The following is a 23,230-nucleotide window of genomic DNA, read 5'->3' as shown; positions in this document are numbered from 1 at the left end:
CGCAGGCCAAGGAAGAGTGAGGGAGTGTATGTCGATACACGACCGAGCGATGACGCCGGCCTGTGGGCAAACAGACCCGGCCCGGAGGGTTGAGCCTGTGCGCGCGCCGGCACGCGGCGCACGGCTTGACCTGACCGCCAGTCAGGCGCGGCGCCGCGCACCACGCGCCGGCGCGCGCACAGGCTCAACGCGGGCGACGGAGAGGTCATGAGCGGGCTCTTTGACACCACCCAGGCCAAACGACGACAGGGACCCCGCGGCAGTTTCGATATGCCGCTGGTGATCGCGCTCGTCGGCTTGGCCAGCATCGGCGTGGTGATGGTGGCGTCCAGTTCCATTGCCGTGGCCGAAAGCCAGCACATCGGTGCGTTCTACTTCCTTAAGCGTCATCTGCTGTTTCTCAGCATCGGCATGGTGCTTTCCGCCATTGCCATGCGCACCGAGCTGAAGCTGCTGGAGAAGCACGCCTACCTGTTGCTCGGCGGTGCTGTACTGATGCTGCTGCTGGTGTTCGTGCCGGGTATTGGCATGCGTATCAACGGCGCACGGCGCTGGCTGAACTTCCTGATCACCAGCTTCCAGCCGGTCGAGGCCGTGAAGCTCATTCTGGTGATCTACACGGCGAGCTACCTCGTGCGCCACCGTGAGAGCGTGGAGACTTCATTCTGGGGCTTGTTCAAACCGATCGTGGTGGCTGGCCTGTTCGTTGTGCTGTTGCTGCTGCAGCCAGACTTCGGTTCGGCGACGCTGATGATCGCGGTGACCATCGGCATGATCTGGTTGGGTGGCGCCAAGCCGGTTTACCTCGGTGGCATGGGCTTGCCGGTGGTGGCCTTGCTGTGGTTCGTGGCGAAATTCGAGCCCTACCGCATGCGTCGCCTGACCTCGTTCATCGATCCGTGGGCGGATCCGTTCAACGACGGCTTCCAGCTCACCCAGTCGTTGATGGCGATTGGCCGCGGCGAATGGACCGGCGTGGGCCTGGGTTCGAGCGTGCTCAAGTTGTCCTATCTGCCCGAAGCGCATACCGACTTCATCTTCGCGGTGATCTCCGAAGAACTCGGCCTCGCTGGCATCCTGCTGGTGATGGGCTTGTTTGCGCTGGCGGTGGGTCGCGGCTTGACCATGGGCCTCAAGGGCATGGAAATGGGTCAACGCTTCTCCGGCTACGTCGCCTTCGGCATTTCGCTGATGCTGGGCGCACAGACGATGGTGTCGATTGGCGTGAATCTCGGTGCGTTGCCGACCAAGGGCCTGACCTTGCCGCTGATCAGCTACGGTGGTTCGTCCATCGTGCTGACCTGCGCGATGGCCGGCGTGCTGCTGCGGACCACCTACGAAATCAATCGCGCGATCGACGCGCGCCAGATGGCGGCGCGTCTGCCGGCCAATGCCGTCCCTGACGCCAACGCTACTGTCGCCACCACGCCTGCGCGCGAAGCGGTGACCGCATGAGCGCTCAGTCCCCCGTGCTGATTATGGCCGGCGGTACCGGCGGGCATATTTTCCCAGGCCTTGCGGTGGCCGAGGCGCTACAGGCACAGGGCGTGCCGGTGGTGTGGCTGGGTGCGGAAGGCGGCATGGAGACAAAAGTCGTCCCCGCCCATGGCATCCAGCTGATGACCGTGCCGGTGGGTGGACTGCGCGGCAAGGGCATCAAGACCCGGCTGCTGGCACCGCTGATGCTGGCGCGTGCGCTGCTCGCGTCGCTCAGTGTGCTGCGCCGGGTCAAGCCGCGCAGCGTGCTGTCGATGGGAGGCTATGTGGCCGGTCCAGGCGGCATTGCCGCGCGGCTCACCCATCGTCCGCTGCTGGTGCATGAGCAGAATCGCGTGGCCGGTTTCACCAATCGCAAGCTCGCCGGTTTTGCGCAGCGCGTGCTGGCCGGTTTCAGTGATGCCTTGCCTGGCGCTGAGTGGGTGGGCAACCCGGTGCGCGGCGCGATTGCGGGCTTGCCGGCGCCGCATGAGCGGATGGCTGCGCGTAGCGGTCGCCCGCGTCTGCTCGTGCTGGGCGGCAGCCTGGGCGCTCGCGCGTTGAATCTGGCGCTGCCGCAGGCACTGTCCCTGCTCGAGACCGGGCAGCGACCCGAAGTGCTGCATCAGTGCGGCAGTCGCGGCATCGACGAGGCGCGGGCCGCTTACGCCAAGGCCGGCGTCGACGCGCACATCGTGCCTTTTATCGAAGACATGGCCGGCACCTATGCCTGGGCCGACCTTGCCGTCTGCCGAGCGGGCGCATTGACGCTGGCTGAGCTGACGGCAGCAGGACTTGGCGCCGTGCTGGTGCCTTTTCCTTATGCGGTGGACGACCACCAGACCCGCAACGCCGAGGCGCTGGTCGCCGCGGGTGCGGCCGAATTGATGCAGGAGCGAGATCTGGACGTACAGCAATTGGCGCAGCGCCTCGAGGCGTTGCTGGGAAATCATGATCGGCTGGTAGCAATGGCCGAGGCCGCACGCACGCTGGCCAAGCCCGATGCGGCCGCGGTGATCGCCCGCGCCTGCCTGGAGGTGGCCGCATGACGCCGCGTCGCCTGCTCGCCCACGAAGACCTGATGACCACGTTTCGCCGCGTGCACTTCGTCGGCATCGGTGGTGTTGGCATGAGCGGCATCGCCGAAGTGCTGCACAACCTTGGCTACGCGGTGTCGGGTTCGGACCGCTCTAATTCCTCCACCGCGCAGCGACTGGCCAAGCTGGGCATCGAAGTACACGTCGGTCATGCAGCGGAGCACATCGGCGATGCGGACGTCGTGGTGACCTCCAGTGCCATCGGCGCGGAGAACCCCGAACTGGTCGCCGCCCGTGCCGCGCGTATCCCGGTGGTGCCGCGTGCCGAGATGCTTGGCGAACTGATGCGCTTCCGTCGTGGCATTGCCATTGCCGGTACGCATGGCAAAACCACCACGACCAGTCTGGCGGCCAGCGTCCTGGCCGAGGCGAACTACGATCCGACCTTCGTGATCGGCGGCCAGCTCAACGCAGCGGGCGCCAACGCACGCCTGGGCACCGGCCAGTACATCGTGGCCGAGGCGGACGAGTCGGACGGTTCGTTCCTGATGTTGTCGCCGGTGATCGCTGCGGTCACCAATATCGACGCGGATCATCTGGAGAACTACAACGGCGACTTCGCGCTGGTGAAGAAGGCCTTCAGCGACTTCCTGCATCGCCTGCCGTTCTATGGCCTCGCCGTGCTGTGTGTCGATGATCCGGAAGTGGTCGAACTGGCCAAGACCACGACGCGCCGCGTAATGACCTACGGCATCGATGCCCAGGACGCCGATGTGCGCGCCAGCAACCTGTCGCAGCACGGCTTCGAGATGCATTTCGACCTGTGGTTACCCAATCGCAATGAGGCGCTGCACGTCAAGCTGAACTTGCCGGGTCGCCACAATGTGCTGAACGCGCTGGCCGCAGCCACCATCGGCTGGCAGCTTGGCGTGGAGGCCGAGGCCATCGCCCGCGCGCTGGAAAACTTCCAGGGTGTGGGTCGCCGCTTCCATAGTCGTGGCGAGATCGCACTGGACCATGGCACCGCCTTGCTGGTCGACGACTACGGTCATCACCCGCGTGAGCTGGCAGCGGTGTTCGAAGCGGCCCGCGGCGGCTGGCCGGATCGCCGCCTGGTGGTGGGGTTCCAGCCACACCGCTACAGCCGCACCCGCGATTTGCTGGACGACTTCGCCAACGTTCTGGCCGAAGCCGATGTGCTGGTGCTGACGGATGTCTATCCAGCAGGCGAAGCGCCGATTGCCGGCGCTGACGGTCGCGCCCTGGCACGCGCCGTACGCGCACGCGGCAAGGTCGATCCGGTGCTGATCGAGCATCCGCGCGAATTGAAGGACACGTTGCCGGCCTTGCTGCGCGACGGTGATCTGTTGCTGCTGCTCGGCGCCGGCGATATCGGTGCGGCGGCGGTGGAGCTGGCGCAGGCCGGCAACCTGAGGACCCATAAGTGAGCAAGACGATTACCGATCCCGCACAGTTTGGCCGCGTCGCCGTGGTGATGGGCGGCAGCTCGGCCGAGCGCGAAGTCTCGCTCGATTCGGGCCGCAACGTCCTGGCTGCATTGCAGGCGCGTGGCGTGGACGCACATGCCATCGACGGCATCCCGGCCCTGCTTGATGCCGTGCGGGCTGGCCACTTTGCGCGCGTGTTCAATATCCTGCACGGTGGTGGCGGCGAGAACGGCGAACTACAGGGCGCGCTGCAGTCGCTGCGGGTCCCGTTCACCGGCTCGGGCGTGCTCGGTTCGGCGCTGTCGCTGGACAAGATCCGCGCCAAGCTGGTGTGGCAGGCATTGGGCTTGCCGACGCCGCGCTTCAAGGCGCTGCCGCGCGGCGCCGACGTGCATGCCGCTGCGCGAGAGATCGGCTTCCCGCTGATCGTGAAGCCTGCATGGGAAGGTTCCAGCGTCGGCGTGACGCGCGTGTTCGACGAGAAAGACCTCGACGCCGCCGTTGCGCTTGCGCACAAGTACCCCGGCGACCTGCTGATGGAAACGCTGATCGAAGGCGGCGAATACACCGTCGGCATCCTCGATCGGCAGGTGCTCGCCACCATCAACATCGTGCCCAAGGGCGAGTACTACGACTACAACGCCAAGTACATCGCCGAGGACACCCAGTACCTCTGCCCGGGCCTGCAAGGCGAGGCCGAGCGCGAGATGCAGGCGTTGTCACTGCAGGCATTCGACGCGCTGGCCTGTTCGGGCTGGGGCCGCGTCGACGTAATGCGCGACAAGCAGGGCCGCAACTGGCTGCTGGAAGTGAATACCGCGCCGGGCATGACCTCGCATTCGCTGGTGCCGAAGGCCGCTGCCGTAGCCGGCATCGATTACCAGACCTTGTGCTGGCGCGTGCTTGAAACGAGTTTCCGGGAGGGCGTGTGAGGGGAACCATCCGCCTCGTTGCCTGGTGTCTGGCCATTGCGCTCGTGGTGCTGCCGATCGTCGGCGTGCTGCGCGGATGGTTTGCGGCCAATCGTTGGCCGGTGACCCAGTTGACGGTGCAGGCCGAGTTCAAGCATGTGACGCAGGACGAACTGCGCCAGGCCGTCATGCCGCGCCTCGGCAAGGGTTTCTTCGCACTCGACCTCGATGGCGTGCAGAAGGCGGTGGCCGCGTTGCCGTGGGTGGAGTCGGTGGAGGCGCGCAAGCGCTGGCCCGACACCTTGATCCTGCGTATCTACGAGCGCCAGCCGTTCGCGCGCTGGAACGAGAAGCGGCTGATCAGCCGTCAGGGCCTGGTGTTCGACGCGCCCGACGTGGCCGCCAATACCGACCTGCCGGATCTGCGCGGTCCCGACGCGCGACTGGCCGAAGTGGTGAGCTTCTATGCGGAAACGCAGAAAGCCTTCACCCATACGCATTTGAAAATCACCGGCGTCGCGCTCACCGAGCGCGGCAGCTGGAGCCTTACCACGAGTAACGGCGCACAGATCATCCTGGGCGACCGCGACCAGGCCGGTCGCCGCCTGCGCCGTTTCCTCGATGTCTATCCGCAGCTGATGGCGGGCCATACCGATGGTTTCGCCTATGCCGATCTTCGCTACACCAATGGATTTGCTGTTCGATGGCCGCCGCAGGCGAACGCCGTGAACGCTGGAGGCACGCCCCGCACATGAAGACCAAGAACGATAAACAGCTGGTGGTCGGCCTCGATATCGGCACCTCAAAAGTGGTTGCCATCGTCGGCGAGTACGAACCGGGCGAGCCGATCGAAGTGATCGGCATCGGCACGCACGTCTCGCGTGGCATGAAGCGCGGCTCGGTGGTCGATATCGAATCCACCGTGCATTCGATCCAGCGCGCGGTCGAAGAGGCCGAGCTGATGGCCGGCTGCGATATCCGCTCGGTCTTTGCCTCGATCTCCGGCAGCCACCTGGAGACCAAGAACTCGCACGGCACCGCAGCCATCCGTGACCGCGAAGTGACCGCGGGCGATCTGGACCAGGTGCTGGAAGCGGCCAGCGCGGTGGCGATTCCGGCCGACCGCAAGGTGCTTTACAAGGAGTCGCAGGAGTACCGCATCGACGGCCAGGACGGCATCCGCTCGCCGGTCGGCATGAGTGGCGTGCGCCTCGAAGCCAGCGTGCATCTGGTCACCGGCGCCGCCGCCGCTGTGCAGAACATCAGCAAGTGCATCCAGCGCTGTGGCCTGACTGTGGACGAGCTGGTGCCTTCGGCCGTGGCCAGTTCCAAGTCCGTGCTTACTGATGACGAGCGCGAGCTGGGCGTCTGCCTGGTCGATATCGGCGCCGGCACCACCGACATCGCGATCTATACGCAAGGTTCGATTCGCTACACCAAGTCGCTGCCGGTGGGCGGCGACCAGGTCACCAACGACATCGCCTATGGCGTGCATACGCCGACCGCACATGCCGAGGAAATCAAGATCAAGTACGCCTGCGCGCTGGCCCAGCTGGCGCACGCGGAAGAAACCATCCAGGTACCCAGCGTGGGCGATCGTCCGCCGCGCCGACTGGCGCGCCAGTCGCTGGCGCAGTCGGTGCAGGCGCGCTACGAGGAAATCTTCGAGATGGTGCAGGACGAGCTGCGCCGCTCCGGCTACGACAGCCTGGTGGCGGCCGGCGTGGTGCTGACCGGCGGTGCTTCGCGCATGGAAGGCGCGCTGGAGCTGGCCGAGGAGATCTTCCACAAGATGGTGCGCGTCGGCGTGCCGCAACACGTCAGTGGCCTGGGCGAGGTGATCGCCAATCCGCTGCATTCCACCGGCGTGGGCCTGCTGTTGCATGGCGCGCGCTCCGGCGGCATGCGCGCGAGTGGTCCGGCGGGCGGCAGCGTGGGCGGGCTGGTCGAGAAATTGCGCGGCTGGATTACCAAGAATTTTTGATTTCGACAGGGCATGAGGCCTAGTCATGGACGAATGGATGTTCGTCCGCCACCTCGGGGCGACAGGAAGGTCGACGCCCGCGGTTACAACGACAACGAAGCTCTACGGAGGACGGGAAATGTTTGAACTGATCGAAAAACTCGCACCAAATGCAGTGATCAAGGTCATCGGCGTGGGCGGCGGCGGCGGTAATGCCGTGGCTCACATGCTCAATGCAAACATCGAGGGCGTCGAATTCGTCGTCGCCAACACCGACTCGCAGGCGATGAAGAGCTGTGGCTCTCGCACGCACCTGCAGCTCGGCGCCAATGTAACCAAGGGTCTCGGCGCCGGCGCCAATCCGGAAGTCGGCCGCCAGGCCGCGCTGGAAGACCGAGAGCGCATCGAGGAAATGCTCGAAGGCGCCGACATGGTGTTCATCACCGCCGGCATGGGTGGTGGTACCGGCACCGGAGCAGCCCCGGTGGTGGCCCAGCTGGCCAAGGAAAAGGGCATCCTCACCGTGGCGGTGGTCACCAAGCCGTTCCCGTTCGAGGGGCGTCGCCGTATGCAGGTGGCGATGAAGGGTATCGAGGACCTCCAGCAGCACGTCGATTCGCTGATCACCGTGCCGAACGAGAAGCTGTTGTCCGTGCTCGGCCGTGAAGTCACCCTGTTGAACGCCTTCAAGGCCGCCAACGACGTGCTGCAAGGCGCCGTGCAGGGCATCGCGGACTTGATCACCGCACCGGGCCTGATCAACGTCGACTTCGCCGACGTGCGCACCGTGATGTCCGAAATGGGCATGGCGATGATGGGTTCGGGCACGGCCCGCGGCGACGACCGCGCCCAGGCGGCGGCTGAGGCGGCTATCAACAACCCGTTGCTGGAAGACGTCAACCTGAACGGCGCATGCGGCATCCTGGTCAACGTCACGGCCGGCCCGAACCTGACCATGCGCGAATTCGACGAGATCGGCCGGATCATCCACGATTTCGCGAGTGAAGACGCCACCGTGGTCATGGGCACCTCGCTCGATCCGGAAATGCAGGACGATGTCCGTGTCACCGTGGTGGCCACCGGCCTCAACCGCGCCGCGGCCCGCCAGCCGATGCGTCCGGTCGCGACTCAGCAGGTCGAGATGCGCCAGCGTCCGCGTCCGGTGGTGCTGCGTACCGGTACCGGCAACGAGGTGGTGGATTACGCCCAGCCAGAGTCGGTCACCACCAGCCGCGTCGACGCCACGGCATCCGCCAAGAGTGCCGATCCTAGCTTTGACTACCTCGATATCCCGGCCTTCCTGCGTCGCCAGGCGGACTGAGTTAGCTGACAGGGCAAATAATTTGAAGAAAAATTGAACAAATCGCCGATTTAACTTGTCAGTTACAAATCGCGCGTCTGTCCGTTTTGGCGGATCGGATCCGCGAGGGCCTTCCCGTTAAGAAAGCGGGTGGCTTGGCTGACGCTGCTCGGCGATCGTTCTTGAGTACGTAGGGCTTCATAGACCGTGCCTCAGGGATGACGCATGACCGGCCCGGGTCAATCCGGGTAGGTCCAGCGTCCCGCAACCGGAATCCCGTCCCGGTGCGGGGCGCTGCGTCTATACCAAGTCATTGAAGATGTTAGGAAATTCCCTGATTCTCTCGGCAGTGCGTAACTTTCGTAAATGAAAGGAACATGAAAGGGATGTCAGGGTTTGTGGCGCGGATCGGCTTTTCACAGGTTAAGACTGTGTTAGCATCGCTCCCCTAAATTGGCTGCTGCCCCTTACAGGTACCAGAAAAATGATCAAGCAGCGTACGCTCAAGAACATCATTCGCGCCACAGGCGTCGGTCTGCATACCGGCGACAAGGTGTACATGACGCTTCGCCCGGCCGCTCCGAACACGGGCATCGTGTTTCGTCGTACGGATCTGAATCCGCCGGTGGAACTGCCGGCACGCCCGGACAAAGTGGGTGACACGCGCCTCTCCACCACGCTGGTGAACGGCGACGTGCGCGTTTCCACGGTGGAGCACCTGCTCTCGGCGATGGCGGGTCTGGGCATCGACAACGCTTATGTCGATCTTTCCGCGCCTGAAGTGCCGATCATGGATGGCAGCGCCGGTCCGTTCGTGTTCCTGCTGCAGTCTGCTGGCATCGAAGAGCAGAACGTGGCCAAGCGCTTCATCCGCATCAAGAAGCCGATCAAGGTGCAGGAAGGCGACAAGTGGGCCAGCTTTGAGCCGTTCGAAGGCTTCAAGGTGGGTTTTTCGATCGAATTCAACCACCCGATCATCAGCAAGCGCACGTCCAAGGCGGAGATCGACTTCTCCACCACCTCCTTCGTGAAGGAAGTAAGCCGCGCGCGCACGTTCGGTTTCATGCGTGACATCGAAATGCTGCGCGAACACAACCTCGCGCTGGGCGGTTCGATGGACAACGCGGTGGTGCTGGACGATTACCGCGTGCTCAATGAAGACGGCCTTCGCTACGAAGACGAGTTCGTCAAGCACAAGATCCTGGACGCCATCGGCGACCTGTACTTGCTCGGTCACAGCCTCATTGGCGCCTACTACGCGCACAAGTCGGGCCACGAGCTCAACAACAAGCTGCTGCGCACGCTGATGGCCGATGCCACGGCATGGGAAGAGGTCAGCTTCGCGGACGATCCGGCCACCTCGCCGATCTCCTACGCGCACCCGGCCCAGGCGATCTAAGCCAGCCGCTCCTCGTCCAAGCTGAACAACCTGAACGGCCGCGTCCTTGGGACGCGGCCGTTCGTTTTGTGATATACCCGTCAACTTCCATATGCTGCTGTTCACGTTCTGATGACATATCAGTCGGTCAGGTCGGTGGGGGCGTGTTATAAACCTTGCAGCGCCGGTTCTCGGATCGGCGTCAGGGAAGTACGGAAGTGCTGTAGGGCGGAACGGGACACACGCTGTGTGGTCAAGCGGTTCCGTCAGATCGGGAATCAGAAACTTCGGCGATGGACGCCAACTCGAGGAACAGTTCCCGCAATTCGGGGTCTGTGGTTGAGGTCGCTGCGGCTCTCAGGTGAGAGGCGGCGGCGGGCGAAAGCGGTTTTGACCGATCCGGCACGATTTCTGTCGGTGGTTGGGGGGCCACTTTCACGGTGACTGAACTGGCGTACGTGCCAATGGCGCGTGCGGTCGAGAGGATTTGCGTCTGGAGAAGGCGCAGCCTGGCGGCCAGAGCCGGCGAAGGAGCCAGAAAAATGAGGCGGCCGTCGCGCAGGTTGGCAAAACGAACCTGTTCGCGGAGTGGTGACGGTAACGTCTGGCGCAGTGCGCGATCCAATGCATCCAACTCACGGGCTTTGCGGGCCAGTGAGGCAACGGGGCCGAACTCGATGACGGGTTTGAGTCCAGAACCGGTGCGCCGGGATGGAGTTGGGACGTCGCGCTGCATGGGTGCCGACATCTTCAAAGTAGTAGAGACATGCAAATCATACTTGTGTCACGCACCAAAAAGGTGCCGAAAACCTGGAATCTTGCTGACAAGCGGCTACGTTTTCGCCTGTTCGGGATCGCAGCAGCAGCCGTGCTCGGTTGCGCTGCCTTGGGTGGTGCCGTGACCATGGCGGTCGCTAGTCCTCACGACCGCGCCTTGTCCGAGATTCGCCAGCTGCGCCAGCAGGTGCAGCAGCAGAATCTTCAGCTGGGTGGCGTGCGCAAGGATGCCCAGCGAGACATCGACGCATTGGCGGTGAAGCTGGGTCAGCTACAAGCCCAATCGACCCGCCTCAATGCGCTCGGCGAGCGCCTGACCCAGGTCGGCAAGCTCGACGATGGCGAGTTCAACTTCGATGAACAGCCCGCCGTCGGTGGTGTGGAAGACACGGCCGATAGCGCTTACGCGCTGCCGCAGGCGCTGAATGCCAGCATCGACCAGTTGGCCAATCAGTTCGACAGCCAGCAGGCGCAGCTTTCCGCGCTGCAAAGTCTGCTGCTCGACGCCAAGATCGAATCCAATCTGAAGCCGACCGGCATGCCCGTCGAGGGCTATATCTCATCCTATTTCGGCGGCCGCCCCGATCCGTTCAGTGGGCATAGCGCCTACCACACCGGTCTGGACATTTCGGCGCCCAAGGGTACCCCGGTGCATGCCGTAGCCGAGGGCATGGTGACCTTTGCTGGCGAACGCACCGGCTATGGCGACGTGATCGAGATCGATCACGGCAACGGCTACATGACCCGCTACGCCCACAACAGCAAGCTGGACGTGAGTCCGGGCCAGCGTGTGCACGTGGGCGACGTGATCTCGGAGGCCGGTTCCACCGGCCGCTCCACCGGCTCGCACGTGCATTTCGAGGTCTGGTACAAGGGCCGCGTGGTCAATCCGCTGGCCTTCGTGAAGAACCATCGCTGAGCGCGTTGCCCTGGGTGGCCCCGGCCGGCCTTGAAAGCCTTCCTGTGCGCCGCCACTCCTTGACGGGGACGATGAACGGGGGAGTTCGGCGAGGCCGGTGGCCGCGCCAGGCGGGTTGTTCCGGCGGATCCGCCAGTCGGCGGGCCATGCGTTTGGGATACCCAGCCGACCCTAGTATCATCTTTTCCTTTCGTCCTGCCCGGATTCGTCGGGCGGGCGGCTTATGAATCCTGATCCGGAAGATCGATGTTCAATCGTGCCCTGACGAGCCTTTTCGGTAGCCGCAATGAACGCGTGCTGCGCCAGCTCTCCAAGAATGTAGCCCGCATCAATGCGCTGGAACCCGAGTTCGAGAAGCTGAGCGACGACGCCCTGCGCGCCAAGACCGAGGAGTTCAAGCAGCGTATTGCGGCGGGTGAATCGTTGGACAAGGTGCTGCCAGAGGCCTTTGCCACGGTGCGCGAGGGCGCCAGGCGCGTGCTCGGCATGCGCCCCTACGATGTGCAGCTGATCGGTGGCATGGTGCTGCATTCGGGCCGTATCGCCGAAATGCGCACGGGCGAGGGCAAGACCCTGGTCGCCACTTTGCCGGTGTACCTCAATGCGCTGGAAGGCAAGGGCGTGCATGTCGTTACCGTCAACGACTACCTGGCTCGCCGTGACTCGGCGCAGATGGGCAAGCTGTACAACTTCCTCGGACTGTCGACGGGCGTGGTGTGGCCGGGCATGGATCACGCCGACAAGCACCAGGCCTATGGCGCCGACATTACCTACGGCACCAACAACGAATTCGGGTTCGACTACCTGCGCGACAACATGGCGTTGAGCAAGGACCAGCGCTATCAGCGCGGCCTGCACTACGCCATCGTCGACGAGGTCGACTCCATCCTGATCGATGAGGCGCGTACGCCGCTGATCATCTCCGGCCCGGCCGAGGACTCACCGCAGCTGTACATCGCGGTGAACAAGATCGTCCCCAAGATGATCCGCCAGGAGAAGGAAGATACCGACGGCGATTATTTCGTCGACGAAAAGCAGAAGGCCGTGCATCTGTCTGAAGAAGGCATGTCGCATGCGGACGAGCTGCTGCGCGAAGCGGGCGTGATCGATCCGGACAGCGGCCTGTACGACTCCAAGAACCTGGCGGTGGTGCACCACCTCAACGCCGCCCTGCGCGCCAATGCGATCTACCACCGCGATGTGGATTACATCGTGCGTGATGGCGAAGTGGTCATCGTCGACGAGTTCACAGGTCGCACCTTGCCGGGCCGCCGCTGGTCGGACGGTCTGCACCAGGCGGTGGAAGCGAAGGAAGGCGTGCCGATCCAGCGCGAGAACCAGACGCTGGCCACGGTGACGTTCCAGAATCTGTTCCGCATGTACAAGAAGCTGGCCGGCATGACCGGTACGGCCGATACGGAAGCGTACGAATTCCAGCAGATCTATGGCCTGGAAGTGGTGGTCATTCCCACCCACAAGCCGATGATCCGCCAGGATAACGCCGACATGGTCTTCCTTGGCCAGGAGGTCAAGTACAAGGCGGTGATCGAGGACATCAAGGATTGCCACGAGCGCGGCCAGCCCGTGCTGGTGGGCACCACCTCGATCGAAGTGTCCGAGCTGCTCTCCGACCTGCTGCGCCAGGCCAAGATTACGCACGAAGTACTCAATGCAAAGCAGCATGAGCGCGAGGCGCACATCGTGGCCCAGGCCGGTGCGCCGGGTGCGGTCACCATTGCCACCAACATGGCCGGTCGCGGTACCGATATCGTGCTGGGCGGTAGCCTGGAAGCGGCGCTTGCGGCATTGCCGGAAGACGCCACCGCAGTCCAGCGTGACCAGGTCAAGGTCGACTGGAAGAAGCGTCACGAGCAGGTACTGGCTGCCGGTGGCCTGCACATCGTAGGTACCGAGCGCCACGAGTCGCGTCGTATCGACAACCAGCTGCGTGGTCGTTCGGGTCGCCAGGGCGATCCGGGTTCGTCGCGCTTCTATCTGTCGCTGCAGGACAACCTGCTGCGCATCTTCGCGGGCGACTGGGTTGGCCGCTGGATGCGCATGTTCGGCATGAAGGAAGACGATGCGCTGGAAGACCGCATGGTCAGCCGTCAGATCGAAAAGGCCCAGCGCAAGGTCGAGCAGCACAACTTCGACATCCGCAAGCACCTGCTGGAGTTCGATGACGTCGCCAACGACCAGCGCAAGGTGATCTATCGCCAGCGTGATGAATTGCTGGAAGTCGACGATGTTTCCGAAACCATCGCCGACATCCGCGACGACGTGGCGATCGAGATAGTTCGCCGCCACGTTCCGGCCGACAGCATTGACGAGCAGTGGGATATCGCCGGTCTCGAGCGCGAGCTGGAAAGCGAGTTTGGGCTTTCCGCGGACCTGAAGCACTGGGTCGATCAGCAGCAAGAGATCGACGACAAGATGATCCTCGAGCACGCGCGCGAGGCGCTCGAGCAGTTGTTCAAGAACAAGGAACTGCAGATCGGCGCGGAAACCATGCGCCAGCTCGAGAAGCACATCATGCTCAGCGTGGTCGACAACGCCTGGAAGGAACACCTGGCGAGCATGGACTATTTGCGTCAGGGCATTTACTTGCGTGGCTATGCGCAGAAGCAGCCCAAGCAGGAGTTCAAGCGCGAGTCGTTCGAACTGTTCTCAAGCATGCTCGATCGCATCAAGATCGAAGTCGTGCAGATGCTGGCGCGCGTGCGCGTGCGCAGCGAAGAAGAAGTGGTTGCGATGGAAGCCGAGCAGCAGCGCATGGCCGAGCGCCTGCAGCGCCACATGCTGGCCAGTGGCGGCGGTGCACCGGTGGGCGCACTGGGCGCTGATCCGGAGTCGCTGGCGGCCGGCAGCATGGTTGCGCAGCCGGCGGCAGCTGGCCCGCATGATGGCCCCAAGGTTGGCCGCAACGATCTTTGCCCCTGCGGTTCGGGCAAGAAATACAAGCATTGCCACGGTCAGCTGAGCTGAGCAACGAAGAAACCCCGCCTCGGCGGGGTTTCTTTTGGATTGTCTTTGGTGGCTGTTGCAGGAGCGCTCCCTGTGCGCGATCACGGCGTTACCGCTACGTAGGTCTTTCGCGCACAGGTGCGCTCCTACAGAGGGGGTGGCTGTATCAGTCGCCGCCGCCGGGCGGACGCTGGCGGTAAGGCTCGGCGTCCACGGCGATGTAGCGTGGCTCTTCTTCATCCAGGCGCAGTGCGGTGAGCTGGCCACCCCAGACGCAACCGGTGTCGATGGCGTAGACGCCCAGGCCTGAGAACCGGCCCAGTGCCGACCAGTGGCCGCATACGAACCGCGTCTCGCGTCGGCGCATGCCGGGGACCTCGAACCAGGGATACATGCCCGGCTTCTGCGTCCCAGGAATGCCCTTGCTTTCGAAATCGATGCGTCCCTGCACATCGCAGTAGCGCATGCGGGTCAGCGTGTTGATCGAGGCGCGCATCCGTTCGATGCCCTGCAGACGGCTATTCCACGCGGCCGGACGATTGCCGAACAGATTCTTCAGGAGTCGCGGATGACGTGGGCTACCCAGTTCCCGTTCGATCTCCTGCGCAGATCGCTGCGCCTGGCGCAGGGTCCACGATGGGGCCAGGCCCGCATGCACCATGGTCCAGTTGAGCTGTTCGTCATGATGCAGCAACTTTTGCGAGCGTAGCCACTCAAGCAGCACGGGCGCGTCGTCGGCGAACAGCACCTCGCGCAGCTCCGGGTTCACCTTGGACTGCGCTTCGGGGCGCCGCTGGGCGATCGCCAGCAGGCTCAGGTCGTGGTTGCCCAGAGTGACCACCGACTGCTCGCGCAGGCCGTGGATCAGACGCAGGGTCTCCAGCGACTGTCCGCCGCGGTTGACCAGGTCGCCGCAGAACCACAGGCGGTCGCTGGCCGGATCGAAGCGGAGCTTGTCGAGCAGGCGTTCGAGTTCGGGACGGCAACCCTGCACGTCGCCGATGGCGTACGTAGCCATCAGTGCAGCGTTCGCGGAATGGACAGCGTGAACGGCGGAATCGGCGCCTCGAAGCGGGTGCCGTCGTCCGCCAGCATTTCATAGCTGCCCTGCATCACCCCGACTGCCGTTTCCAGCACGGCGCCCGAGGTGTATTCGTATTCGTCGCCCGGTCGAATCCACGGCTGCTCGCCGACGACGCCTTCCCCGGTCACCTCTTCGACCTTGCCATTGGCGTCGGTGATGACCCAGTGGCGCGTCAGCAGGCGCGCAGGGACATCGCCCGCGTTGTGCAGAGTGATCGTGTAGGCGAAGACGTAGCGGTTGTCGCCGGGACGGGATTGATCGGGGACAAAGCGGGGTTCGACCTGCACGTCGATCGTGTAGGAAGATCTTTCGTTCATGCCGAGATTGTACGGGTTGTCGCCGTGCATGGGGAAAGCTTGCGTTGAAACGGCTGAATAAGCGTCAACCGCGGGACTTTGGTAGCTCGTTTTTGTTCGACGGCTCAGCGGTGACTTGGGGCATTGTGGCCGGTTGTTACGTCGTCGCGGGGCTGCCGCATCGGCGACACCCCACTCTCAACCGACCGTAACTTTGGCCAGACGCACGTAGTCATGCGGCGAAAGGGTTTCGGCGCGTGCTTTGGGGTCCACGTCCGCGGCGATGATGGCGCTGCTGTCCATGACATTTTTGAGCGCATTGCTGAGCGTCTTGCGACGCTGGGCGAAGGCCGCCTTGACGATGGTGTAAATCCGTTCGGGATCGGCATCCGGCAATTCCTCGCGTGCCAGTGGCACCAGCCGCACTACCGCCGAGTCGACCTTCGGCGGCGGGCGAAAGGCGCCGGGCGGTACCGTGAACAACGGTTCGACGCGACAGGCCAGCTGCAACATGACCGAGAGTCGTCCATACACCTTGCTGCCAGGTTCGGCCGCCATGCGGTCGACCACTTCCTTCTGCAACATGAAGTGCATGTCCTGGATGGCGCGTGCGTGCTCGACGCAGTGGAACAGGATCGGACTGGAGATGTAATACGGCAGGTTACCAGCCACGCGCAGGCGCTCGACACCCTGGCGATGCGCGAGAGCGGTGAAGTCCACCTTGAGCACGTCCGCGTGGATGATGTTCAACTCGCCAACACTGGCGGCCCGCGCCTTGAGAGCGGGGATCAGGTCCGTGTCCAGCTCGATGGCGGTGAGCTTGCCTGCCGCGGCAAGCAGCGGCAGCGTCAGTGCACCTTCGCCCGGGCCGATCTCCACCACGAAGTCATCGGCGCGCGGCGAGATGGCGCTGACGATCCGCTCGATATAGCGCTTCTCGTGGAGGAAGTGCTGGCCAAAACTTTTCTTGGGGCGGGCATTCATAGCGGGAATTCGGGGCCTGTATTCAGGTGCGTGGACATCATGCGAGGTCGCCGGGAATGAGAATGTGAGTTTGTGGCTGACGGGCGTATCAGCGGGCATGCCGTGCCAGCAGATCCAGCGCCAGCCGCGCCGCCGCGATCAGGCTTGCCGGATCCGCTCGGCCGGTTCCGGCGAGATCCAAGGCCGTGCCGTGGTCCACTGAGGTGCGGATGAAGGGTAGTCCCAGCGTGAGATTGACCGTGCGGTCAAAGGCCTCGCTCTTGAGCACGGGCAGGGCCTGGTCGTGGTACATCGCCAAGACCGCATCGTAGCGTTCACGCTGGGCGGGCACGAAGGCGGTGTCGGCGGGTAGCGGCCCGATCAGTTGCATGCCTTCAGCGCGTAGCGTGTCCAGCAAGGGGATGATCGTATCGATCTCCTCACGCCCGAGATGACCACCTTCTCCCGCATGGGGGTTGAGGCCCAGCACGGCGATGCGCGGTTCGCCAAAGCCGAACTTGTCGCGCAATTCGCGCTGAACGATGCGCAGGACGCGTTCCAGCATTGCCTGCGTAACGGCAGCCGGCACCGCCGACAGGGGTAGGTGTGTCGTGGCCAGCGCCACGCGCAGCTCGGGACTGGCCAGCATCATGACCACGTCGGCGTGGGCGCGCTCGGCGAAAAATTCGGTATGTCCGCTGAAGCGAATGCCCGCTTCGTTGATGGCCGACTTTTGCAGCGGAGCAGTGACCACGGCAGCGTAGCGTCCTGCCATGCAGCCGTCTGCCGCCTCGGCGAGCGTGGCCAGCACATGGCGCGCATTGCGTGGATCAGGCTGCCCCGGGACTTCTTGCGTATCCAGCGGCAGATGACGGACGCGCAGTTCGCCGGGACGCCGAGTGCAAACAGGCGTCGAGTCGTCGTCGATAAGCTCGACTGACAGGCCGCAGCGGTCAGCGGCTCGCTGCAGCAGATGGCGATCGGCGACCGCAACGAAATTGGCCGCCAGCGGAGTGGCGGCCAATCGGATCAACAGCTCTGGGCCGATCCCCGCCGGCTCACCCGCAGTGATGGCAAGCCGGGGTAGGGTCTCGTTGCTCAACGTCGTCTCAGGGAGACTTCGCCGTGCTCTGCTGCTCGCCAGGCTCGCGCAGCTCGGGTACCAGGATGTTCACGTAGGCGTTGGAACGCATCTCGCGCAGGTAGTCTTCATAGACCTGCTCGGCCTTGCGGTTGCCGATGGCCTGACGGGCCTGATTGCGTGAGATCTCGTCCGTGCGGTCGGCCTGACGGGTGCCCAGGCGCTCCAGGATGTGCCAGCCGGCTTCACTCTGGAACGGCGGCAAGACCTGGTTGTCTTTCATCTCGCCCAGGTGCTGGGCAATGATCGAACCCCAGTCCTGCAGCTGGAACCAACCCATGTCGCCGCCATTGTTGGCGGTGGTGTCGTCCTTGGAGTTTTCCTTCGCCAGCTTGGCGAAGTCCTCATGCTTGTTGACGATCTGGTTGTACAGGTCCGTCGCCTTCTGATGGGCCTGCTCGGGCGTCAGCAGCTCGCTGGGCTTGATCAGGATCTGGCGGGCATGGAACTCATCCACCACCTGACGGCTCGGCGCGCGCTGCTCGATCAGCTTGAGGATGTGGAAACCCGTGGGGCCGCGCAAGGCCGCGGTGACATCGCCAGCCTTCATATTGGCCACGGCGTCGGCAAAGGCGGGTGGAACTTCATCCACACGGCGCCAGCCGAGATCGCCGCCCTCGAGGGCATCCTGGGCATCGGAATAGCGGATCGCCGCTGCATGGAAGTCCATGCCGCCCTTGATCGCATTGATGGCCTGCTCGGACTTTTCCTGGGCAGCCTTGATGTCGGCGGCGCTGGCCCCGGCAGGCAGGCTGACCTGGATATGCGCCAGATGGATTTCACCCGCCTTATAGGACGGGCTGGTCAGCATGTTGTTGATTTCGCTGTCGGTGACCGTCACCTGGTCGCGCACCACGCTATCGTGCAGGCGCTGGGCCACCAGTTGGTCGGAAAGCTGGTGACGGAATGCGGCAAAGCTGGAACCGTCGTGCTCAACCGCTGCCCGCAGCTGGTCCCCAGTCATCCGGTTCTGCTGTGCGACGGCGTTGACGGCCTGATCCACATCGGCATCAGAGACGCGGATGCCCTGGTCATCGGCACGCTGCACCTGCAGCTTCATGAGGATGAGGCGATCGAGCACCTGGCGCTGCAGCACGTCCATCGGCGGCAGCTGGCCGGGATTGCTGGCGTACTGCTGCTGCACGGAGCGCACGGCTTCGTTCAGCTCGCTCTGCAGGATGACGCCTTCGTCCACCACCGCCACGATACGGTCGAGCGGCTGTTTGCCGGTGGCCGCCTGCGGCAGCAGCTGGGCATGGGTGGGCAAGGCGGTCGCCGTAGCGATCGCGAGCAGGAACAACGCGAAAGGTTGCTTCATTAGTCCGGAGCCTTCAATCGCCTGAGGCGACAGGGAAGTTATTGATATCCAAGAATACCACTGCGCAGGAGGTTTTCCGACTTGCCCATGGAGCTCCCCATGCCCTTGAATTCGACTTCAAACATGATGGAGGTATTGGCAGCGGCGCCCGCCAACGGCGTGAGGTAGTTGTAGGTATTCACGTAATGCCGCGCGATCAACCGTAAGGCGACGCAACAGCTGTCGTATTCCACGCCGGCCAGCGCCTCCACCGTACGCTTGTCAAGCACCGAGTACGTCCAGTGACCGAGCAGTCTCCAGCGATCGGAGACGGGATAGACAATGGAAGCGTCGTATTGTTCCAACAGCGGCAGGGTGGTGCCGGGGGTGCGACGGTAGCGGTAGGAGAAATTGATGACGCCGTCGGTGAGCAGGCGTCGCTGCACCCCGATCGCGCCGAGGTCGGTGAGACGCGTGTTCGGGCTCCACTGGTAGGACGAGGTGACCCGCCACTGGTCGTCGAGCTGCGTGTCGATTTCGGTCACGTAGTCAGAACCCGACCAGTTGGTGGGCGGGGTGACCGTCGTGGGGCCGTTGGGCAACTGCACCCGTTGCGACGTGAAATAGCGGATCTGGCCGAAGCTCGCCGACAACCGCTCAATGCCATTGTCGTCCAGCAGCCGCGTGGTGACGGCGCCGGTCAGGTTGTTGGCATTCATCTGACGGTCCGCGCCGGAATACTGGTTGGGCGTGAACAGCTGCCAGGTGTCGAACGACATCAGGTTCGTGTCGAACAGCGGCAGATTGTCCTGATTGCGATAAGGCACATACAGGTAATAGATGCGCGGTTCCAGCGTCTGCGTATAGCTGGTGCCAAACAGCGAGGTGCTGCGATCGAAGATCAGGCCACTATCCAGGCTGACAATCGGCAGCGAACGACTGGGCGAGCTTTGCGTGAACGGCGAGGGCGTACCCACTGGCAGCGGCCCGGGGACGCTGTATCCGGTATAGCCAAATTCGTTGTAATTGCCGATGAGGTCGTAGGCGGTGTAGCGGTACGCGATCTTGGGACGAACAAACCATGCCGCGCCACGGAAGTCGGCCGCGAGATAGGGGTAGAAGTCGAGGCGATTGCCTTCCACCGCTTCGTCCTTGCGAAACGCCACGCCCTCGGTCTGGGCACCGAACTCCAGCCAGCGCTCGATCGGCACGTCCACACTGAAGGCGGCGCGTGGCCAACGCCTGTACTGCACCGAGCTGTCGGGCAGCGAGGGGTCGATGTTCTGGTAGTCGTCCGCGCCGAACTGGGCACTCCACACGCTGCCGCCGCCCCAGCTACCACCGCCGTTGATGTAGGCACTGGAAGCAAGCGTGCCGATCGATGCGGTGAACAGGTCGTTGCCAAAGTCACGCAGGTAATTGCGGTCGGAGGCTCGATTGATGCTGGTATAGAACGACCACGGACCATAGATGTGCGTGGAGTCGTTGAGCTTGAACAGATAGCGATCCGTGCCCTTCGTGTTCTGGACACTGTCGGGATCGTTGGCGCCTTGGTCATTCGGCAGGAACTCGATATTCACCTGGCCGGTGCTGCCTGGCACGTAGTAGCGGAACTCGCCACCCAGCAACACGCCGCGGTCCGTATAGATACGTGGATCCAGGGTGGCGTCGTAGTTCGGTGCCAGGTTGAGGTAGTAAGGCGCGCTGATCATGAAGCCCGAGCGGCTGGAGTTGCCGATGCTCGGGTCCAGGAAGCCGCTCTTGCGCTCGTCGTTGATCGGGAAGCTGAAGTAGGGCAGGTAGAAGATCGGTACGTTGCCGACGTACATGGTGGCGCCGCGTGCAATACCCTCGCCGGTCTCCTTGTCCATGCGGATGTCTTTGGCGCGCAGTTCCCACACGTGGCTGCCGACATCGCAGGTGGAATAGGTGGCGCGCAGGTAGCGAGTGCGCTGATCGTCCAGCATCTGGCCCTGGTCGGCGACACCATGACCGCGATTGATCAGCATCTGATAGGTCACGTTGTCGGCGGTGCCGGTGCTGGCGTCCTGGTTGCCACGCATGTGGTCGGCGGACATCAGCTGGCCCACTTCCTGGTAGCGCACGTTGCCGCGCGCATCGTAGTCGCTGGTGTCCTGGTTGTAGTCGGCCACGTCCGCTTGAACGCGCTGGTCCGCACGTTCCAACTTGACCCGCCCTTCCAGGTGGTAGATGGACTGGTTGGAACTATCCACGCGCTCGGCGTCAACAAAGGTGTTCGAGGTGGCGCGCACCGAGCTGTCCTTGCTCAGCGTCGGGTCGTAGAAATCAAGCATCGCGTTCGGGCGGCACATGGCGAAACTGACCGGCCTCGGCGAACAGTGGAAGGCTCCTAGCGGGCAGCCCGCCGCCGCTCGGGCGGTGATCGTGGGTGCTGACGTTTGCGCCGCCGACTGGGCCTCAACCGGGCCACCGAACAGGGCAATGGCAGCAGCGACCGCCAGCAGGCGGCGCGGAGGCAGGTGGCGCGAAGTCAGCTTGGGCGTCACGTTGGCAGTCTGTCGGCTGGGAAGGCTCGTAAAACTATCAGAAAGACCCCCTGGACGGCAGTTGCATCACTGCCCTTGGCTACGCCGATTCAGTATGCGCTAGCGCAACCCGGGCAAGACCGACGCCTGATGGCCTGCCGAGCAGACCCTGAAATGGTACGTGCCTGCGGTTGCTCGACCACGAAACCCCTGGCCCGTGGCAAGGGCTATGGCCAGCAGGCGGCAGTAGCCATTTAAGAACCTAGGCGTCCAGCAGTTCGCTGACGTGTGCGGCGGCGCTCGCGGCCAGGGCAAGCAGGTTGTAGCCACCTTCCAGGCTGGATACCAAGCGCCCCTCTGCGTGGGCGTGTGCCACGTCGAGTAGTCGGCGCGTGATCCAGGCGTAGTCCTCGCTGCCAAGGCGCAGGTCGGCCAGCGGGTCGTTGCGATGTGCGTCGAAGCCTGCAGATACCAGCAACAGCTGTGGCCTGAAGGCCTGCAGTCGAGGGATTAGCGCACCCTCCCACAGCTCGCGGAACTCGTAGGAACCATCGCCCGGCGACAACGGCGCGTTGACGATATTGCCGACACCGCGCTCGTCCGCGCGCCCGCTGTCGGGATACAAGGGCATCTGGTGGCTGGAAATGAACAGCACACGCGATTCCTTCGCGAAAATATCCTGCGTACCGTTGCCGTGGTGCACGTCGAAGTCGGCGATGGCGACGCGCTTGAGGCCATGAACCGCGATGGCGTGGGCGGCAGCCACCGCGATGTTGTTGAACAGGCAGAACCCCATCGCCCGGTCCGGCGGTGCATGATGACCCGGTGGCCGTACCGCGCAGAAGGCCTGCCCGCCAGCGCCGCTGAGCACGGCATCGACCGCCGCCACCGCGGCACCGGCCGCCCGCAGGGCGGCTTCGGCCGAAGCGTGGGACATCAAGGTGTCTTCATCGAGCCGGACGGTGCCGCTCTCAGGCACGATGCCCAGGATGCGGTCGATGTGCTCGGGGGTATGCACACGCAGCAGTTGTTCACGCGTGGCGCGCGGCGCCTCGATGCGGTCCAGGGCGGCAAACCGGTCGTGGTCGAGCGCCTGTAGTACGGCGCGCAAGCGCGCAGGCGACTCGACATGGTCAGGGCCCGGGTCGTGCTGCAGGCAGCTGGCGTGGGTGTAGAGCCGCAGCATCGGCCCTATGCCTTACGACGACGCTCGTGCTGCCATAGCACTTCACCGTGGCCGCTGGCGCGTGCCAGCACACGGGAGATCACGAACAGCAGGTCGGAAAGGCGGTTGAGGTAGCGCTGGGCTTGCGGTCGTACGTCTTCGACGCGGGCCAGCGCGATCACTTCGCGCTCGGCGCGGCGGCACACGGTACGCGCCAGATGACAACAGGATGCGGCCATGCCGCCGCCCGGCAGGATGAAGTCCTTGAGCGGTGGCAGCGGGTCATTGAAGCCGTCGAGCACCTGCTCCAGCCGGTCGATGTCCTGGTCCTCGATCATCGCCATGCCGGGAATGCACAGCTCGCCGCCGAGGTCGAACAGTTCATGCTGGACCTGGGTCAGCGCTTCGCGGATGGCGTCGTCCACGCCATCGGCAGCCAGCACCATGCCGATGGTGCTGTTGAGTTCGTCGACCGTGCCATAGGCGGATACGCGCAGCGAATCCTTGGCGACTCTGGAACCATCGCCAAGGCCGGTGCTGCCGTCGTCACCCGTGCGGGTGTAGATCTTTGAGAGGCGATGTCCCACGTGTGACTCGCGCCTCG

19 protein-coding genes are annotated in these 23,230 nt (G+C 63.8%); 10 read left to right on the top strand and 9 right to left on the bottom strand.

Annotated features, from left to right (window positions below; all coding sequences use genetic code 11):
• Positions 1–207: 207 nt before the first annotated feature.
• The 8 genes from ftsW (at position 208) to lpxC (ending at position 9,534) form a co-directional block, all read left to right on the top strand.
• The gene (ftsW, locus tag ACT01B_RS18140) at positions 208–1,455 is read left to right on the top strand and encodes a putative lipid II flippase FtsW (protein ID WP_445144604.1); all 1,248 of its coding nucleotides are present in this window, start codon (positions 208–210) and stop codon (positions 1,453–1,455) included.
• Positions 1,452–2,525 (top strand): undecaprenyldiphospho-muramoylpentapeptide beta-N-acetylglucosaminyltransferase, encoded by a 1,074-nt coding sequence (gene murG / locus ACT01B_RS18135; protein ID WP_445144603.1) that lies wholly within the window; start codon positions 1,452–1,454, stop codon positions 2,523–2,525. Before ftsW ends, murG begins: the two co-directional genes overlap by 4 nt.
• Positions 2,522–3,961: a UDP-N-acetylmuramate--L-alanine ligase gene (gene murC / locus ACT01B_RS18130; protein WP_445144602.1), complete on the top strand. Its 1,440-nt coding sequence runs from the start codon at positions 2,522–2,524 to the stop codon at positions 3,959–3,961. The genes murG and murC overlap by 4 nt, the downstream gene beginning before the upstream one ends.
• Complete coding sequence (locus ACT01B_RS18125; RefSeq protein ID WP_445144601.1) at positions 3,958–4,893, top strand: D-alanine--D-alanine ligase; 936 nt, start codon at positions 3,958–3,960, stop codon at positions 4,891–4,893. The genes murC and ACT01B_RS18125 overlap by 4 nt, the downstream gene beginning before the upstream one ends.
• On the top strand, positions 4,890–5,627 hold the full coding sequence (locus ACT01B_RS18120; protein WP_445144600.1) for a cell division protein FtsQ/DivIB: 738 nt from the start codon (positions 4,890–4,892) through the stop codon (positions 5,625–5,627). Before ACT01B_RS18125 ends, ACT01B_RS18120 begins: the two co-directional genes overlap by 4 nt.
• On the top strand, positions 5,624–6,856 hold the full coding sequence (gene ftsA / locus ACT01B_RS18115; RefSeq protein ID WP_445144599.1) for a cell division protein FtsA: 1,233 nt from the start codon (positions 5,624–5,626) through the stop codon (positions 6,854–6,856). Before ACT01B_RS18120 ends, ftsA begins: the two co-directional genes overlap by 4 nt.
• Before the next feature lie 118 nt (positions 6,857–6,974).
• Positions 6,975–8,156: a cell division protein FtsZ gene (gene ftsZ, locus ACT01B_RS18110; RefSeq protein WP_445144598.1), complete on the top strand. Its 1,182-nt coding sequence runs from the start codon at positions 6,975–6,977 to the stop codon at positions 8,154–8,156.
• A 463-nt stretch (positions 8,157–8,619) separates the two neighbouring features.
• A complete protein-coding gene (gene lpxC, locus ACT01B_RS18105; RefSeq protein ID WP_266147934.1) occupies positions 8,620–9,534 on the top strand; it encodes a UDP-3-O-acyl-N-acetylglucosamine deacetylase in 915 nt (304 codons plus the stop codon).
• Positions 9,535–9,766: 232 nt separating this feature from the next.
• On the opposite strand, the gene ACT01B_RS18100 is transcribed toward lpxC, so the two are convergent.
• On the bottom strand, positions 9,767–10,249 hold the full coding sequence (locus ACT01B_RS18100) for a DciA family protein (protein ID WP_445144597.1): 483 nt from the start codon (positions 10,247–10,249) through the stop codon (positions 9,767–9,769).
• Between the two features lie 30 nt (positions 10,250–10,279).
• Here ACT01B_RS18100 and ACT01B_RS18095 point away from each other — a divergent pair, with 30 nt between their 5' ends.
• The gene (locus tag ACT01B_RS18095) at positions 10,280–11,209 is read left to right on the top strand and encodes a M23 family metallopeptidase (RefSeq protein ID WP_445144596.1); all 930 of its coding nucleotides are present in this window, start codon (positions 10,280–10,282) and stop codon (positions 11,207–11,209) included.
• 246 nt (positions 11,210–11,455) lie between these two features.
• Entirely contained in the window at positions 11,456–14,194 is a 2,739-nt protein-coding gene (gene secA, locus ACT01B_RS18090; RefSeq protein WP_445144595.1) for a preprotein translocase subunit SecA, read from the top strand.
• A gap of 145 nt (positions 14,195–14,339) precedes the next feature.
• Here secA and ACT01B_RS18085 read toward each other — a convergent pair whose 3' ends face one another.
• The 8 genes from ACT01B_RS18085 to ACT01B_RS18050 form a co-directional block, all read right to left on the bottom strand.
• Positions 14,340–15,191 (bottom strand): symmetrical bis(5'-nucleosyl)-tetraphosphatase, encoded by an 852-nt coding sequence (locus ACT01B_RS18085; protein WP_445144594.1) that lies wholly within the window; start codon positions 15,189–15,191, stop codon positions 14,340–14,342.
• A complete protein-coding gene (gene apaG, locus ACT01B_RS18080) occupies positions 15,191–15,574 on the bottom strand; it encodes a Co2+/Mg2+ efflux protein ApaG (RefSeq protein WP_445147525.1) in 384 nt (127 codons plus the stop codon). The genes ACT01B_RS18085 and apaG overlap by 1 nt, the downstream gene beginning before the upstream one ends.
• Positions 15,575–15,751: 177 nt before the next feature.
• Positions 15,752–16,537 (bottom strand): 16S rRNA (adenine(1518)-N(6)/adenine(1519)-N(6))-dimethyltransferase RsmA, encoded by a 786-nt coding sequence (gene rsmA / locus ACT01B_RS18075; protein WP_445144593.1) that lies wholly within the window; start codon positions 16,535–16,537, stop codon positions 15,752–15,754.
• Positions 16,538–16,625: 88 nt separating this feature from the next.
• Positions 16,626–17,618, bottom strand: a complete 993-nt coding sequence (gene pdxA, locus ACT01B_RS18070; protein ID WP_445144592.1) for a 4-hydroxythreonine-4-phosphate dehydrogenase PdxA — start codon at positions 17,616–17,618, stop codon at positions 16,626–16,628.
• A 7-nt stretch (positions 17,619–17,625) separates the two neighbouring features.
• The gene (locus ACT01B_RS18065) at positions 17,626–18,975 is read right to left on the bottom strand and encodes a peptidylprolyl isomerase (RefSeq protein WP_445144591.1); all 1,350 of its coding nucleotides are present in this window, start codon (positions 18,973–18,975) and stop codon (positions 17,626–17,628) included.
• Positions 18,976–19,013: 38 nt separating this feature from the next.
• Positions 19,014–21,482, bottom strand: a complete 2,469-nt coding sequence (locus ACT01B_RS18060; RefSeq protein ID WP_445144590.1) for an LPS-assembly protein LptD — start codon at positions 21,480–21,482, stop codon at positions 19,014–19,016.
• A gap of 241 nt (positions 21,483–21,723) precedes the next feature.
• Complete coding sequence (locus tag ACT01B_RS18055; RefSeq protein ID WP_445144589.1) at positions 21,724–22,647, bottom strand: histone deacetylase family protein; 924 nt, start codon at positions 22,645–22,647, stop codon at positions 21,724–21,726.
• Between the two features lie 5 nt (positions 22,648–22,652).
• Positions 22,653–23,213, bottom strand: a complete 561-nt coding sequence (locus ACT01B_RS18050; RefSeq protein WP_445144588.1) for a cob(I)yrinic acid a,c-diamide adenosyltransferase — start codon at positions 23,211–23,213, stop codon at positions 22,653–22,655.
• Between the last annotated feature and the right edge of the window lie 17 nt (positions 23,214–23,230).

The sequence above is a fragment of the Dyella sp. Tek66A03 genome, assembly GCF_052567735.1.
This window is presented reverse-complemented; position numbering and strand designations above follow the sequence as displayed.

Excerpts from the sequence above, each read along its gene's own strand:
- ACT01B_RS18100 (WP_445144597.1), bottom strand. The coding sequence starts at position 10,249 with ATGCAGCGCGACGTCCCAACTCCATCCCGGCGCACCGGTTCTGGACTC.
- ftsZ (WP_445144598.1), top strand. The coding sequence starts at position 6,975 with ATGTTTGAACTGATCGAAAAACTCGCACCAAATGCAGTGATCAAGGTC.
- lpxC (WP_266147934.1), top strand. The coding sequence starts at position 8,620 with ATGATCAAGCAGCGTACGCTCAAGAACATCATTCGCGCCACAGGCGTC.
- murC (WP_445144602.1), top strand. The coding sequence starts at position 2,522 with ATGACGCCGCGTCGCCTGCTCGCCCACGAAGACCTGATGACCACGTTT.
- rsmA (WP_445144593.1), bottom strand. The coding sequence starts at position 16,537 with ATGAATGCCCGCCCCAAGAAAAGTTTTGGCCAGCACTTCCTCCACGAG.
- secA (WP_445144595.1), top strand. The coding sequence starts at position 11,456 with ATGTTCAATCGTGCCCTGACGAGCCTTTTCGGTAGCCGCAATGAACGC.
- ACT01B_RS18065 (WP_445144591.1), bottom strand. The coding sequence starts at position 18,975 with ATGAAGCAACCTTTCGCGTTGTTCCTGCTCGCGATCGCTACGGCGACC.
- murG (WP_445144603.1), top strand. The coding sequence starts at position 1,452 with ATGAGCGCTCAGTCCCCCGTGCTGATTATGGCCGGCGGTACCGGCGGG.
- ACT01B_RS18095 (WP_445144596.1), top strand. The coding sequence starts at position 10,280 with ATGCAAATCATACTTGTGTCACGCACCAAAAAGGTGCCGAAAACCTGG.
- ftsW (WP_445144604.1), top strand. The coding sequence starts at position 208 with ATGAGCGGGCTCTTTGACACCACCCAGGCCAAACGACGACAGGGACCC.
- ACT01B_RS18085 (WP_445144594.1), bottom strand. The coding sequence starts at position 15,191 with ATGGCTACGTACGCCATCGGCGACGTGCAGGGTTGCCGTCCCGAACTC.
- ftsA (WP_445144599.1), top strand. The coding sequence starts at position 5,624 with ATGAAGACCAAGAACGATAAACAGCTGGTGGTCGGCCTCGATATCGGC.
- ACT01B_RS18055 (WP_445144589.1), bottom strand. The coding sequence starts at position 22,647 with ATGCTGCGGCTCTACACCCACGCCAGCTGCCTGCAGCACGACCCGGGC.
- apaG (WP_445147525.1), bottom strand. The coding sequence starts at position 15,574 with ATGAACGAAAGATCTTCCTACACGATCGACGTGCAGGTCGAACCCCGC.